This window comes from Pseudoselenomonas ruminantium (assembly GCF_900104055.1).
Lineage (GTDB): Bacteria > Bacillota > Negativicutes > Selenomonadales > Selenomonadaceae > Selenomonas_A > Selenomonas_A ruminantium_C.
The window spans coordinates 1-15240 of record NZ_FNJQ01000017.1 but is presented as its reverse complement, the minus strand read 5'-3'; the positions used below and the strand labels follow the sequence as shown (position 1 = coordinate 15240).

The window sequence follows — 15240 nt, the reverse complement described above, 5'->3', positions numbered from 1 at the left end:
AACGGGGAATACCGGCGAAGCTTACTGCCCGCAAGGGATTTCAGCCCGCTGCTCCGAAGTGATTTTCGCCCCTTGATACTCTCTACCGGCTTTCACCCTACCCGGCTCGCTAAAGATTTCTTCCCGAGGTTACTCTCTTCATCTACGCATTTACACATTAACAGGTATTAGTGTATCACAGGTTTACAGCAAATTCAACGAAAAATTACGTTGAATGCCGCCACCTAAGCAGAAAAATTTTCTCTTATCTTGACAATTCCTGATACATTTCCGGCCGCCGGTCACGGAAAAGCCCCCAGCTCAGCCTGTCTTTTCCATATTGCTCAAGATCGAAGCTAGCAGTCAGAACCATTTCCTCCGTACGGCTGGCTTCGGCGATGATGGCGCCGGTATTATCCGTGATAAAGGAAGAACCATAGAAGTTCAAGGACGAGGACTGGCCGCCGTTTTCCTCACAGGGCTCCACGCTCTCCACGCCGATACGGTTAGCCGCCATAACGGGCATCAGGTTGCTGCCGGCATGGCCCTGCATGCAGCGGCGCCAATGAGGCATGCTGTCGGTTTCAAGGATGGGTTCGGAACCGATGGCCGTGGGATAGAGCAGGATTTCTGCCCCCTGCAGTGCCATGGCACGGGCCGCTTCGGGGAACCACTGGTCCCAGCAGATGCCCACGCCTATCTTGCCATAGCGGGTATCCCAGACTTTGAAGCCGGTGTTGCCCGGCGTGAAGTAGAACTTCTCCTGATAATAATGGTCGTCGGGAATATGCGTCTTGCGATAGACGCCCAAAACCTGCCCATCTGCATCCAGCATGGCAATGCTGTTAAAGAGCCGCGTGCCGTCCTTTTCATAGAAGCTGATAGGCATAGCCACGGCCAGCTCTTTGGCAATAGGCTGGAAGTGCTGCACTGCCGGATTTTCCTCCACTGTCGTGGCATAATCATAGAAATCATACTGCCGCTGCTGGCAGAAATAGGGCCGCTCAAAGAGCTCCGGCAGCAGGATGACCTGCGCCCCCTGCCCAGCAGCTTTGCGGACCAGCTGTTCGGCCTTGCTTATATTCTCATGAACATCTGCCACCATCTGCATCTGAATGGCGGCAACGGTTACATTACGCACTCACTTCACCTCTTTTGACTTTGCTAAAGGTATCTGCTGCGTCAGGCAGTGGAAATTGCCACCGCCCACGATTACAGCTCTGGCTGGCAAGGGCACAATCTGACGCTCCGGGAAACATTCTCCTAAGATGCGCTGTGCTTCGCTATCCATTTCATCCCCAAACTGCGGCAAAATGACCTTGCTATTGCAGAGGTAGAAATTCACATAGCTGGCCGCCAGCCGCTCACCGGGCTCCCGCCTATCCTCGCCTTCCTCGAAGGTAAAGCTATTAGCTTCCTCCTCGGTAATGCAGACGGGCTGCTTCGGGATAGGCAGTTTATGAATCTTAAACCTGCGCCCCTTGGCATCCACAGCCGTTTCCAGCACCTCCAAATCCGCCTGACTCAGCGCATACTGGGGGTCAGACTTATCATCCGTCCAGGCCAGCAGGACTTCCCCGGGCTTTACAAAGGCAAAGACATTATCCACATGCTCATTGGTTTCATCGTTATAGATGCCCCTGGGCAGCCAGATGACTTTTTCCGCGCCAAGGTACTCTAATAGCAGTTCTTCAATCTGCTCTTTTGACTTGTCAGGATTGCGGCCCTGAGACAGCAGGCAGGCTTCAGTCACGACAACCGTACCTTCCCCATCCACATGTATGGAGCCGCCTTCGAGCACGAAATCTCCGGCATCATAGATATCATCATCTAAAGCCGCACACATCTTCTCCGCCGCCGCATCGTCCTGGGCGAAATCTGGGTAGAGGCCGTCAAAATCGCCGCCCCAGGCATTGAAGCTCCAATTGATACCCCGGCGCCGGCCTTGGCCGTCCACCACATAGGTCGGCCCCATATCCCGTGCCCAGGCATCGTCCGTGGGAATCACCAGATAATGGATATGTTCCTGCGGCAAACCGCTCAGCATAGCTTCGGCCTGTCCGCGGTGCGCTTCATCCACCAGCAGATAAAGTTCCTCCACGGCAGAAATCTCCCGAATCAGCTCCACAAATACCGGCTGCACATCAGCGCCATTGTTGGTCCAAGAGCCGGGCCGGGTGGGCCAGATCAGGAAAGTTCCCGCATGGGGGGCAAACTCAGCGGGCATATAAAAGCCATCGGCCTTCGGTGTACTATCCTTTATCATCATGACAATCGTTCCTTAAAAACGTTATAGCCGAATTTTTTGACCAGCGTGCATTCTCCTGCCGCATCCATCTTCCAGATGGCAGGCAAAGCCATGCCGTTGAAGGTATTGTTCTTGACCATGGAATAGATGGCCATATCTTCAAAACAGAGCCGATCCCCCGGCAGGATTTCCCGGTCAAAGGAATAATCGCCGATAATATCGCCAGCCAGGCAGGTGCAGGAAGAAAGTTTATAGGTATAGGCCTTCTCCCCCGCTTCCCCGGAATCTTTCAAAGGCGGCCGATAGGGCATCTCCAATACGTCGGGCATATGGCAGGCGGCAGACGCATCCAATAGCAGAATATGGGTGCCATGGTTCGTTACCGTGTCCAATACCTCGGTGACCAGATAGCCCGCATTGAGCGCCACGGCCTCACCGGGTTCCAGATAGACTTCTACGCCGTATTTTTCCCGAACGGATTGGACAAGGTCAATCAGCAGCTGACGGTCATAATCCGCCCGCGTGATATGATGGCCGCCGCCCATATTGAGCCAATGGATGGAATCCTGCTTCAGCCAATGGCCAAACTTCTGCTCCACGGCCTGCAAGGTTTCCGCCAAGGCATCGCTGTTCTGCTCGCAGAGGGTATGGAAGTGCAGACCATCCAGCAGTGCCAGAAGTTCCGGCTCTGCTTCAACCGCCTTGGCAAAATCCTCGGCCGTAACGCCCAGCCGGGAACCCGGTGCACAGGGATCATAGATGGCATGGTCCTGCGTGGAACATTCAGGATTGATGCGCAGGCCGATGCCATGCTTTACACCCCTCGCCTGCTGAATCTCCTTGACCTTGGTCCCAAAACGGCGCAGCTGGGAAAAGGAATTGAAGATGACATGGTCGCAGATGGAGGCAAGCTCCTCGATTTCCTCGGGCCGGTAGGCAGGGGAAAACACATGGTTCTCCCCTGCCATTTCCTCATGCCCCAGCTTGGCTTCAAAGAGGCCGCTGGCGGTGGCACCGTCGAGATATTTGCCAATCAACGGGTACTCGGCAAACATAGAGAAGCATTTCTGGGCCAGCAGGATTTTGCAGCCTGCCGCCTCTTTGACTTCCTGCAAGATGCGCAGGTTGTTCTCCAAGGCCGCTTCATCCACCACATAGGCGGGCGTAGGCACTTTGTCGATTTTCATGCTCATGCCTTAGTCCACCAGCACCGGGTTTTCTTCCACCTTCCAAGGCAGCCCCCATTTATTCAGGGCTTCCATGTACGGGTCCGGATCGAATTCGTCCGTGGTAAACACGCCGGGCTTCTTCCACTGGCCCGTGGCCACCAGCATGGCACCAATCATGGCCGGAACGCCGGTGGTATAGGAAATGGCCTGGGAGCCAACCTCTTTGAAACATTCCTGATGATCGCAGACATTGTAGATGTAGATGGAACGTTCCTTGCCGTCCTTCTTGCCAGTGAAGATGCAGCCGATATTGGTCTTGCCCTTGGTGCGCGGGCCGAGGGATGCAGGGTCCGGCAGCAGGGCTTTGAGAAACTGAATAGGCACGATTTCCTGACCGTTGTAGTTGATTGGCGTGGTGGACAGCATGCCCACGTTTTCGAGGCAGCGCATATGGTCCAGATAGCTCTGGCCAAAGGTCATGAAGAAGCGGATGCGCTTGACTTCCGGCATATTGCGGCCCAAAGCCTCGATCTCCTCATGGTGCAGCAGATACATATCCTTCTTGCCCACTCCTTCGAAATCGTACTCCCGCTTGATGCTCATGGCCGGAATCTCAATCCATTTGCCATTTTCCATATAGGAGCCCGGCGCAGAAACTTCCCGCAGGTTGATTTCCGGGTTGAAGTTGGTAGCAAAGGGATAGCCATGGTCGCCGCCGTTGCAGTCGAGGATATCGATGGTGTCAATGGTATCAAAATAATGCTTCTTGGCATAGGCCGCAAATACGGAGGTCACACCCGGGTCAAAGCCCGTGCCCAGAAGAGCCGTCAGGCCGGCATTCTTGAACTTATCCTCATAGGCCCACTGCCAGGAATAGTCAAAGTAAGCGGAGAAGCCCAGTTCCTTGCAGCGCTTCTCGTAAATCTTGCGCCATTCCGGATCTTCCGTATCCTCCGGCTCGTAGTTGGCGGTGTCGATATAGTCCACACCAGCAGCCAGGCAGGCATCCATGATGGTCAAGTCCTGATAGGGCAGCGCCACGTTGAGGACAGCGTCCGGCTTATATTCTTTGATCAGCTTGGTCAGTGCTTCCACATCATCGGCGTCAATCTGGGCCGTGGTGATTTTGGTCTTGGTCTTGCCCTGCAGTTTTTCTTTCAGGGCATCGCACTTGGAAACCGTGCGGCTGGCAATCATCAGTTCGTCGAATACCTCATCATTCTGACATACCTTATGGATAGCTACACTGGCTACACCACCGCAGCCGATAATCATTAATCTGCTCATTTTTTCTGTTCCTCCTCCGATAAAATATCCTCAACATATTTGGGCAGCATGAAAGCGCCCTTATGTAAATGTGTCGTATAATACCAGGTTTCCAGCTGGCGTTCATTCCAGCGCTGCGCATTGAAGTCCTTCAATGGATGGTATTTCTTGGACGCAAAGCCAAACATCCAGATGCCCGCGGGGCACGTGGGAATGCTGGCCTGATAGACGCGGCTCACCGGGAAACTCTGATAGGCCTTGCGATGCATGGCCCGGAAGGCCGCCTCATCCTCATCATAGAACGGGCTGCCATGCTGATAGACCATGATGCCGTCATCATGCAGGGCCCGATAGCAGTTGCCATAGAACTCCCGCGTAAACAGTCCTTCCGTATGGCCGAAGGGATCGGTGGAATCATTGATGATGAGATCATACTTATCCCGGCAGCGCCGCAAAAAGCGCAGGCCATCCATATTGGTGATCTTCACTCGGTCATCGTCAAAGCCCTTGGCGGTCTCGGGGAAGAATTCCCGCGAAACTTCGATAAACATTTCATCCGGCTCCACCACGTCGATGGACTCGATTTCCGGATACTGCGTGAGGACTTTCGCCACGCCACCGTCGCCACCGCCGATGATCAGCACATTTTTCACGCAGGGGTGAACGGCCATAGGCACATGCACCACCATTTCATTGTAGATGAATTCATCGGCCTCTGAGAAGATGATTTCGCCATCGAGTACGATCATCCTGCCAAACTCCCGGGATTCGAAAACATCAATCCGCTGATATTCACTCTGCCGGGAAAAAAGCTGCTTGTCCACCCGCACAGAGGTCTTGACATTTTCCGTATCCATCTGGGAAAACCATATTTCCATGTATCTGCCTCCTTTTGACCAGTCAAGCTGACCAGTCAATTTGACTGGTCAAATTTCCGTCAAAATACGCATTTCCCTGCATTCCGGATCCTGAGTGCCCTGCAAGGAGCAGCCCTTTTCCCGGGCGTATTCGATGTAGTCCAGAATCTCCTGGGTGATGCGCTCGCCCGGTGTCAGGATGGGAATCCCCGGCGGATAGCACATCAGCATTTCCCCGGCTACCCGGCCTACTGTTTTTTCCAACGGCAATTTCTCGCCCTGCGCATAGAAGGCCTCCCGCGGGCTCATGATCAGCTCCGGCGCTATGAATTCACCGCAGTAGAGTTCCTTCTTGTCCAGTGCTGCCGAACGGTCCGCAATATCTTCGAGTGCCCCTACCAGACGCTCGATGTCGCGGATGCGGTCGCCGATGGAGATATAGGCCAAAATATTGCCGATATCCCCGAACTCAATCTGGATATCGTACTCATCCCGCAGCATATCGTAGACTTCAATGCCCGTCATGCCAATGCCCTGCGTAAATACGGAGAGCTTGGTCACGTCAAAGTCAAAGACGCTGTCCCCGTCAATCAGTTCCCGGCCATAGGCATAGAAGCCGGGAATCTCGTTGATTTCCGACCGGGCATACTCGGCCATGGAGCTGACCTTCTCAAAGGACTCCCGGCCATGCAGGGCCAGATTCCGGCGGGACAGGTCCAGGCTGGAAATCAGAAGATACGAGGCACTGGTGGTCTGCGTCAGATTGATGATCTGCTGCACATATTCCGCGTCTACTCCTTTGCCACAGAGCATAATGGAACTCTGCGTCAGACTGCCGCCGGATTTGTGCATGGAAACTGCCGCCAGATCCGCTCCGGCTGCCATACCCGAAATGGGCAGATTATCCCCAAAATAGAGATGGGTGCCATGGGCTTCATCCACCAGCACCTTCATGCCAGCCTTATGGGCTGCTTCCACAATGCCTTTGAGGTCAGAAGCAATGCCATAGTAAGTCGGATTATTGACAAAGATGGCCTTGGCCTGCGGATGTTCACGAATGGCCCGTTCCACATCCGACAGGGCCATGCCCGTGGCAATGCCAATCTGGTGATTGACCCGCACCGGCACATAGACGGGAATACCGCCGCAGAGCACCAGTGCATTGATGACGCTCTTATGCACATTGCGGGGCAGGAGGATTTCCTCCCCCCCCCGCACAGTCGAGAGCACCATAGCCTGCACCGCTGAAGTCGTGCCATGTACCATAAAGAACGCATGCTGCGCACCAAAGGCATCGGCTGTCAATTCCTCTGCTTCCTTGATGACCGAGATAGGATGACTCAGGTTATCCAGCATCTTCATGGAATTGACATCCACGCCTACGCACTTTTCGCCCAGAAAATCCACGAGTTCCGGATTGCCGCGCCCCCGCTTATGCCCGGGCACATCAAAAGGAACCACACGCCGCTTGCGCAGCTCTAACATCGCCTCATAAACTGGCGCGGTATGTTGATTGATCCGATCCATTTCCGCCTCCCTAAATGAATAATCCGACAATTATCGCTAATATTGTTACTCATAAAATTTTACAGGCTATCGCAAACTAACGCAAGTAAAATTATATTTTTTACACAGGCTTTCAGGACCGTATGGTGCACAAATGTGCAGCATCCAGCCGGATTTCCTTATCTGCCAGCTGCCGTGTCAATCCTGCATCGTGCGTGGAAAAGATCAAGGTTTTGCCCGCTTGTTTGAGCGCAAGCAGGAACTCGATGAGCCATTGCTGGCTCGCTTCATCCAACGCACTCAGCGGTTCATCGAGAGTCCAAACCGCAGGATTCATGGTCAGGATGGAAGCGATGGCCGTTTTCTTCTTCTCACCGCCAGACAGTGTATAGGGCGCCCGTTCCCGCAAATGTGTGATACCCGCAAGTTCCAAAGCATCTTCCACCCGGCGCTCGATTTCCTCAGCCGGAAGTCCCATCTGCTCCGGGCCAAAGGCCAGTTCCTCCGCCACACTGCCGCAGAACAGCTGGATATCGGGATTTTGCCAGACAAAGCCCACCTGCTGATGAAAAGATTTGGCATAGCGATGCTCCCGCATCCTGGCCGCCGTGATCTCCGTTCCCTTGAACAAATACCGTCCCAGCTCCGGATAGATCAGGCCATTGAGCATGCGCAGCAGGGTGGACTTGCCTGCACCATTCGGGCCGCTAAGGGCCACGGCTTCTCCTTTGGCAATCGTACAATCCACATGCCTGAGCACCGGCACGCCGTCATAGGCATAACAAACATCTTCCAAGCGAATCAAAAGCTTACCTCCAACTGCCAAAATAAATAAAAATATATAAGATATACCAACCATAACAATACGTCAGCCCGCTGCAATTTTCCTGCTTCAGCTCTCGAATATTCGCCGGTAAAGCCGCGGCAGACCATGGCCTCATACATGGCCTGCGACATTTCCCGCGAGCGCAACAGCAGCCGTCCGAGAATGCTGCCCAAAGCCTGTTGTTTCCGCTGGTTCCTCCCCACGGAGCGCAGTTTGAGCGCAATCAGCATGTCCCCGGCCATTTCCCCGAGCAATGCGACATAGCGCAAGGTCGTATCGAGAATAAAGATGACCTCCTGCGGCACCCGAAAAAACCGCAGGGCCTGCGTGAGCTTATTCCATGGCAGATACTGGCGCAGCAATGCCAGCGAAGCAACGGTCAAAAAAGTCTTAAATGGAATCAGCAAGACCATGGTCCCGCTGCCCAACCAAAGCGCAGGCAAAATTAGCAACAGGGAAAAAAGCACGGCAGCCATAGCCCCCTGCAAGATTTGACGTATCGCCCGCCCGCGCAAAAAACATAGCATTACCAGCACCAACGCCAGCTGGCAGAACAAGAAGGCCGTTGTATGCGCGGCCACGCAGAGCAGCAGCCAGCCGAGCAGGAATCCCAAAGTTCCCGCCGCAGAAAAATGATGCCGCATTTTGACATACGCCTGCTGGCGTATGCTTAGAAGTACCGCCAGAACACGCAAAAGGGACCGGGAGATAAAATAGTCCCGGTCCCGGTCTGGCTGATATACTTCTTCCGCTTGTAACCATTCCGGAAGATTCAATCGTTATCGCCTCACAAAGCCTTATCTAAATCAATGCCCCTGCATCGTGGCATCATAATCGGTACGTCCCCCGATAAGCGAGCCCACTGCCTTGAACGCCACCACCAGCAAAGCCGTGCCGATGATTGCAGACAGGATATAGCCAAAGCTTTCCGGCATACCGGCAATCGCATAATCAGGAAACAGTGCCTCAAAGGAAAAACCATCTTCCATGCCAGCCGGCGTATACCCCAAAGCCGTCCCCAAGAAGTCCTGCTCCGCCAGTTCTTCCGGGGCCCATTCACCCCAGGCTGTGCCCGCAGCCAACAGCCCCAAAGGTGTGCCCACGATCAGCAGGGCCAGCAGGCCATAAACCGCCTTGCCGGCAGCTTCGCCTGTCTGTTCCAGGACAACCGGTGCCGTTTTCTGCAGATAACCGAGAATCGCTGTCGTAAAGATTGCTTCAGCCAGGCCAAACAAGGTCAGATGGCCCACCATCATCGCCGGGATGGAAATCGAGAGCGGATACGGACAATAGAGCGCTTGCCCGGCTGCATCGGTAAAGAGCAATGGCTGGATGCCAAACTCGATAGCCGCACAAAACGCTGCCATATTGATGCCCACATAGGAGCCGATCCCGGCTGCCACCAGTTCATGCTGCGGCCACATACGCTTCAAGACTCGGTAAATGCCCCAGCCCGCAAAAGGCATCACAAAGGCCATATTGAAACAATTCGCGCCAAAAGCCAGGATGCCACCATCACCAAAGAATAAAGCCTGTACAAATAATGCCACACTGACGGCCAGACAAGCTGACCAGGGGCCGAACATGATAGCCAGCAAGGTCGCTCCCACTGCATGCCCCGTAGTGCCGCCCGGCAGCGGGATATTGAACATCATGCCCAGGAAAGAAAAGGCCGCGCCAATTCCCAGAAGCGGCATCTTCTCTTTTGGGATCTCCTGTTTCACCTTCTGCACCGCCATGAACCAGACCGGCAGCATGGCCGCTCCCATCACCGCGCAGGTCGAGGGACTTAAGTAATTCTCAGGAATATGCATTTTTCTCAACTCCTTTGGCTAGATAAAATGAATAAGAATAATGAATCTTTCTTCATTTTAATCCATTGCCAAGAAAGCCGTAAGCCCCCATGGGGGATATTTTTTTAGGAATGGGGCTGCGCAATCTTTACGGATACTGCCGTCGAAATACCATAGACCTTCAGCGCCACAGCAATCAGCAGATTCAACACGAAACAAGCCGCAAAGAAATAGAGCGTATCCGCATAGCTATGGGTGTGTTCCCAGAACCACGAAACGATGGTCGGCCCCACGACACCAGCCACGCCCCAGGCCGTAAGCACCCGGCCATGGATGGCGCTGAGTTCTCTGGTGCCAAAAATATCGGAAAGATAAGCCGGCATACAGGAAAAACCACCGCCATAGCAGCTGATGATCAGGAACACCAGCATCTGGAAGAGCATCGCATCACGGGTGCCAGCCAGCAGCCAGAAGGCCACAATTTCCAAAGCAAAGAAGGTCATATAGGTAAGGCCGCGCCCAAGATAATCCGAAAGCGTGGACCAGAGGATGCGTCCGCCGCCGTTCAACAGGCCGATGATGCCCACCATCGAGGCCGCCTGCGCCGCATCCATGCCCGTGACCTGCTGGGCCATGGGCGAAGCTACCGCCAGAAGGCCGATGCCACAGGTGATATTGACGAAGAATACCCACCAGAGCGCCCCGAACTGCCAGGTCTTGATGGCCTCAGCCGCCGTAGCCCCATGCTGGAGCTTTTTCACCGCCGTGCTTCCCTCCGGCATGACCGGCGGCTTCAAATACAGGGCCGAGACGCCAATCAGCACCATATAGACCGTACCGAGAATCAAGAAATTTTCCACCAGACCAAACTGCGCCGTCAGATACTGCATGACCGGCCCAGCAATCAAGGCTGCAAAACCAAAGCCCATAATGGCCAGCCCCGTAGCAAAACCACGATGGTTCGGGAAATACTTGACCAAAGTAGATACCGGTGTGATATAGCCGACGCCCAGGCCGATACCGCCAATTACGCCATAGAAGAGATAAAGCAGCAGCAGACTGTGCAGATGGAGTGCCAGCGCCGTGCCAAACATCCCCGAACCAAAGAACAGCATGGAGAGCAGGCCGCTTTTCTTCGGGCCATGCTTTTCCACAAACCGCCCCAAAAAGCCCGCCGACATGCCAAGGAACAAGATTGCCAGGGAAAAAGTCCAGGTCGTCTCCGCGAGCGTAAAGCCCATCTCCGCCATGATTGGCCGGGTCAGTACACTCCAGGCATAGACGCTGCCAATGGAAATATGAATCCCCACAGCAGCCAAAGCAATCAGCCAACGATTCCGCATGAAAACCATCCTTTCTGCTGCCCAAGGCAGCAACCGAAAAGAGATTTCATCCCAAACGCAAACGACCGCCTGGACAAAATCTCTGCCCAGACGGTCGGCTTATCAAAACCATGCAGTACATGTGGTCAATTCCACTAATCCGTCAGTCCTGCATAGCCTATTCACTTTTCATATCATCAGTTTAACAGGTTCGCCGATAAACTGTCAAGGAAAATTTAACCTTTAAAATTTGACATTCAGTCCTACGCCTACAGCATTTTCATGATGGCCGCCATGACGAGGCTTGAAGTTATGATAATTCACATTGAGACCCACATTGAACAGGATATCCTTGTTGATACCCACCTGCGTCTCATTGAAATCTTTGCCCGCAATATAGGAAGCATAGGCATCAAACCCCATGACTTTCGGCGTGCTCAGTGCCACACCACCAAAAGCATTGTTCTTCTCGCCGCCCATATCCCAGCGATAACCGCCGATCAGCTTGACCTCAGAACTGACAACATCATACTGCAGATAAGCATCCTTCTGATCACCATATTCATCGCGGTCAGCATAGGCAAAACCTACCGTTGCCTTGCCGGTAACCTTATGTTCGATATAGGAATCCTTCGTACCTACGCCAATAGCTGTCTCATGCTTAGCCATCTGATGAATTGGTGCTGCCGAAGCCATCGAAGCACCTGCTAACATAACTGCCGCCAGGGCCAGAACTGTTTTCTTCATTTGTAATACCTCCCAAAAAAGAACTTCCCTTAGGTTAACTTATTTTATTGTCACTGTCAAGCTTTCTTATTTTTTCCATGTATACACGAATTTTCTCGTAAAATTTCGGACAAATGACCTTTGCTTATTTTTTATTTATTCCTTATAATAATTATAGTTTTATAAATATTGGTCAGAAAGAAGGAATTAAACATGGCAACTCCTCATATTGCTGCTGAAAAAGGCGAAGTAGCAGAACGCATTCTGCTCCCTGGCGATCCCCTGCGGGCAAAATTCATTGCGGAAAATTTCCTCGAGGATGTAAAACAGTACACCTCCGTACGCAACATCCTGGGTTTCACGGGCAAGTACAAAGGCGTCCCCGTTTCCGTACAGGGTACTGGCATGGGCATGCCCTCCATCTCCATCTATGTGCATGAGCTCATCCATCACTTTGGCTGCAAGAAGCTCTTCCGCGTCGGCACTTGCGGCGGCATGCACCCCGATGTGAAACTGCGCGATGTGCTGATTGCTCAGGCTGCCAGCACGGATTCTTCCATGATCCGCAACATCTTCGGCGGCAATATCAACTACTGCCCCATTGCCGACTACAACCTGCTGTCCAAGGCTGTAGCCAACAGCAAGAAACTCAACCTCAATGCCACGGTCGGCAATATCATCTCCGTGGACCGTTTCTACGATGAAGAAATCGACAACGAAAAACTTCGTAAATACGGCATCCTCGCTGTCGAAATGGAAGCAGCAGCCCTCTACACGCTGGCTGCCGAAGCCCATGTTCAGGCCCTGGCCCTCTTCACCGTCAGCGACCATCTCCTGACCGGCGAAGCCTGCACGGCCGAAGAACGCCAGACCACCTTCAACGACATGATCAAGATTGCTCTGGAAACCGCTATCGAAGACTGATTTCTAAAAACATAAAAAGCTCCGTGCGCATCAACGTATCGCACGGAGCTTTTTATTTACAATTTGAATTTGCCAATGGCTGCCTGCATATCGGTAGCCATATTCGCCAAGGCCTGAGAGGCTGCAGCGATTTCTTCATTAGACGCTGACTGTTCCTGCGTCGCCGCCGAAATGGTCTGGGTATTTTCCGAAGTCTTGCGGCTGATGCTATCAATGGAATCCACCGCGTTGACGATATTGCCAGCACCTGCGGCTACTACCTCTACCGAACCATTGATCTCATCCATCTGCATCTTGATGCCGTTTACCATAGTGAGGATACCTTCAAACTGCTCACCCACCTCCCGAATGGCAGCGGTACCGCTCTTCACCTCATCCGTCCCGGCCTGCATGGCCTTGACAGCCTCATAGGTGTCATTCTGGATGGACATGATCCGTTCCTTGATCTGCTCGGCTGAATCCTGGGATTCGGCGGCCAGCTTGCGGACTTCCTCTGCTACTACCGCAAAGCCCCGACCATGCTCACCAGCTCTGGCAGCTTCAATCGCCGCATTGAGTGACAAGAGATTCGTCTGCTCAGCAATGGAGGAAATCGCCTCGACAATCTGCCCGATCTGACTGCTGTTTTCGCCCAGCTTCTGCACCACATCAGCCGAAGCCAGCACACTTTTCTCAATGTTGCCCATGCGTTTGACTGCGGTTTCCATCAAAGATGCACCTTTATGCGCAGCTTCTGCTGTACGTCCCGAAGTTTCAGTAACCGTACGTGCCTTTTCTGCCATGGAAGTCACATCTTCATATACACTGTCCACGTTGGATTTGGCATTATCGATATTATGCAGCTGCTCTTCCATATTCATGGAAACTTCACCCACGGTTTCAGCCACATGGACAGAAGCCTCGGCAGACTGCTGGGCATTGGCTGTAAGTTCCTCAGAAGAAGCCGCCACCTGCTCACTGGTTGCCGCCATCTTAGAAATCAAATTGCGCAAATTCCCACTCATGGTGTTAAACGCGTTCGTAAGCGAGCCAATTTCATCACTGGACGTTACAGGCAGATTCTCAATTGCCAAAATCCCGTTAGCCAAATGCGTGGCATGCGACTCAAGGCTTTCAATCGGTGTAGTAATCCGATTGGCAAAAGTCATGCATATAAATGCTGCCAGCAAAAGTCCGACTACCGTCAGAACCGCAAACACGATTTTCAAATGCGTAAGGGAAGCAAATACGAAATCACTCGGAACCGAGATGCCCATAAGCCAGCCGGTTTCCGGCACCGTCGTATAGGCAAATAGCTTGTCCTGCCCATCAATCGTTACTTCAAAATAACCTTCTTTATTCTTGAGCATTTCATCGAAATGACTGCCCAGACCATCAATTTCCTTAAAATTCTTCATCGGTTCACCGGCACCAGAGGTTGCCAGAATATTGCCGTTTGCCTCGGCGATAATGCCTGCGCCTTCACCATGATACTTCATGTGATTGGTCTGTTCGGTAAGCACATCCAGTGCGATATCCAAGCAGGTCGCCCCGACAAACTGCCCATTGGCTTTAATCGGCGCAGCGACGGATACGACCAGTTTATTGGTGTTCGTATCAATATAGGCATCCGTAAAGACCGGCTTATCCTTTGCCTTGGCGTCTTTGTACCAAGGGCGCTCCCGCGGGTCTTTCTTGCCCGTGTTATCACCGGAATTGAAACCGAAGAACCAGCCATCCTCAGTTCCGGCGGTCATCTCCAGGATTTCCTTATCGGAAATCGTCGTGCCCAGAGTTTCCTTTGTCTGCATGATTTCCATATTGCCATTCAGACTGGTCATATGGTTGGTGGTTGCTACACCAAAAGCCTTTTTCTCCTGCAACCAGCCATTCAACTCATTCGCTTCATTGGAAATCGTCGTGCGCAGTTCGCTGTCCACGCTTTCCCGCAGCGCCGAGCTGGCCATAAAATAGCCCACGATGGATACGATTGCCAAGAGCAATCCCATCAGACCAGATAAGGCCATAAACTTCTGTTTTAATCCCATAAATATTCCTCCCTAATCTCATTATCCCAATCCATTTTCTTGCTTCATCATAGATAATTCCACTTCGAGAGAAAAATTCCTGCCAACTACCGACTTTAGGTTGGATAAATAAATATACGAAAAAAAGCACCCCGCAGGGTGCTCATCATTTAACTGGCAACGCCCTATCCTCCCAGTCCGTCTCCAGACAAGTACTTTCGGCGTATGAGTGCTTAACTACTGTGTTCGGTATGGGAACAGGTGGATCCACTCAGCTATCGTCACCAGATATTCAGTTGAATGTTATGCACATTCAAAACTATACAGAAGAAATTTCAATGTCGAACATCTTAGTTCTTGAAAGATAAGCCCTCGATTTATTAGTATTGGTCCGCTGCATGCCTTACGGCACTTCCACTCCCAACCTATCTACCTTGTCTTCTTCAAGGAATCTTACTGGATTACTCCATGAGATACTTCATCTCGGGACAGGCTTCACGCTTAGATGCTTTCAGCGTTTATCCCTTCCGGACGCAGCTACCCAGCTATGCTTCTGGCGAAACAACTGGTACACCGGCGGTCCGTCCACTCCGGTCCTCTCGTACTAGGAGCAGCTTC

13 protein-coding genes, 2 rRNA genes and 1 riboswitch are annotated in these 15240 nt (G+C 52.5%); of the genes, 1 reads left to right on the top strand and 14 read right to left on the bottom strand.

The window, feature by feature from the left end; genetic code table 11:
- Positions 1-244: 244 nt before the first annotated feature.
- The 11 genes from aguB to BLQ59_RS08160 form a co-directional block, all read right to left on the bottom strand.
- Positions 245-1120, bottom strand: a complete 876-nt coding sequence (gene aguB, locus BLQ59_RS08210; protein ID WP_074572382.1) for an N-carbamoylputrescine amidase — start codon at positions 1118-1120, stop codon at positions 245-247.
- Positions 1121-2248: an agmatine deiminase gene (aguA, locus tag BLQ59_RS08205; RefSeq protein ID WP_074572381.1), complete on the bottom strand. Its 1128-nt coding sequence runs from the start codon at positions 2246-2248 to the stop codon at positions 1121-1123.
- Positions 2245-3414 carry a carboxynorspermidine decarboxylase gene (gene nspC, locus BLQ59_RS08200; RefSeq protein WP_074572425.1) on the bottom strand — a complete coding sequence of 390 codons (1170 nt, stop codon included), beginning with the start codon at positions 3412-3414 and terminating at the stop codon, positions 2245-2247. Before nspC ends, aguA begins: the two co-directional genes overlap by 4 nt.
- 9 nt (positions 3415-3423) lie before the next feature.
- Positions 3424-4683, bottom strand: coding sequence for a saccharopine dehydrogenase family protein (locus tag BLQ59_RS08195; protein WP_074572380.1), 1260 nt, complete (start codon positions 4681-4683; stop codon positions 3424-3426).
- Positions 4680-5540, bottom strand: coding sequence for a polyamine aminopropyltransferase (speE, locus tag BLQ59_RS08190; protein ID WP_074572379.1), 861 nt, complete (start codon positions 5538-5540; stop codon positions 4680-4682). The genes BLQ59_RS08195 and speE overlap by 4 nt, the downstream gene beginning before the upstream one ends.
- A 48-nt stretch (positions 5541-5588) precedes the next feature.
- Entirely contained in the window at positions 5589-7046 is a 1458-nt protein-coding gene (locus tag BLQ59_RS08185) for an aminotransferase class I/II-fold pyridoxal phosphate-dependent enzyme (RefSeq protein WP_074572378.1), read from the bottom strand.
- Positions 7047-7158: 112 nt separating this feature from the next.
- Complete coding sequence (locus BLQ59_RS08180; RefSeq protein ID WP_074572377.1) at positions 7159-7830, bottom strand: energy-coupling factor ABC transporter ATP-binding protein; 672 nt, start codon at positions 7828-7830, stop codon at positions 7159-7161.
- Complete coding sequence (locus tag BLQ59_RS08175) at positions 7827-8495, bottom strand: energy-coupling factor transporter transmembrane component T (protein ID WP_218122884.1); 669 nt, start codon at positions 8493-8495, stop codon at positions 7827-7829. Before BLQ59_RS08175 ends, BLQ59_RS08180 begins: the two co-directional genes overlap by 4 nt.
- Before the next feature lie 162 nt (positions 8496-8657).
- Complete coding sequence (gene cbiM, locus BLQ59_RS08170; RefSeq protein ID WP_074572375.1) at positions 8658-9665, bottom strand: cobalt transporter CbiM; 1008 nt, start codon at positions 9663-9665, stop codon at positions 8658-8660.
- A 104-nt stretch (positions 9666-9769) separates the two neighbouring features.
- Entirely contained in the window at positions 9770-10987 is a 1218-nt protein-coding gene (locus BLQ59_RS08165) for an L-lactate MFS transporter (RefSeq protein ID WP_074572424.1), read from the bottom strand.
- 77 nt (positions 10988-11064) lie between these two features.
- Positions 11065-11147: riboswitch (ZMP/ZTP riboswitch) on the bottom strand.
- Positions 11148-11209: 62 nt separating this feature from the next.
- A complete protein-coding gene (locus BLQ59_RS08160) occupies positions 11210-11713 on the bottom strand; it encodes a hypothetical protein (protein WP_074572374.1) in 504 nt (167 codons plus the stop codon).
- 192 nt (positions 11714-11905) lie between these two features.
- Between BLQ59_RS08160 and deoD the strand changes: the two genes are divergently transcribed.
- On the top strand, positions 11906-12616 hold the full coding sequence (deoD, locus tag BLQ59_RS08155) for a purine-nucleoside phosphorylase (protein ID WP_074572373.1): 711 nt from the start codon (positions 11906-11908) through the stop codon (positions 12614-12616).
- Positions 12617-12672: 56 nt separating this feature from the next.
- Here the strand turns inward: deoD and BLQ59_RS08150 are convergent, their stop codons facing one another.
- The 3 genes from BLQ59_RS08150 to BLQ59_RS08140 all read right to left on the bottom strand — a co-directional run.
- The gene (locus tag BLQ59_RS08150; protein WP_074572372.1) at positions 12673-14643 is read right to left on the bottom strand and encodes a methyl-accepting chemotaxis protein; all 1971 of its coding nucleotides are present in this window, start codon (positions 14641-14643) and stop codon (positions 12673-12675) included.
- Positions 14644-14794: 151 nt separating this feature from the next.
- Positions 14795-14911, bottom strand: a 5S ribosomal RNA gene (gene rrf, locus BLQ59_RS08145).
- A gap of 71 nt (positions 14912-14982) precedes the next feature.
- Positions 14983-15240, bottom strand: a 23S ribosomal RNA gene (locus BLQ59_RS08140); the annotation flags it as partial.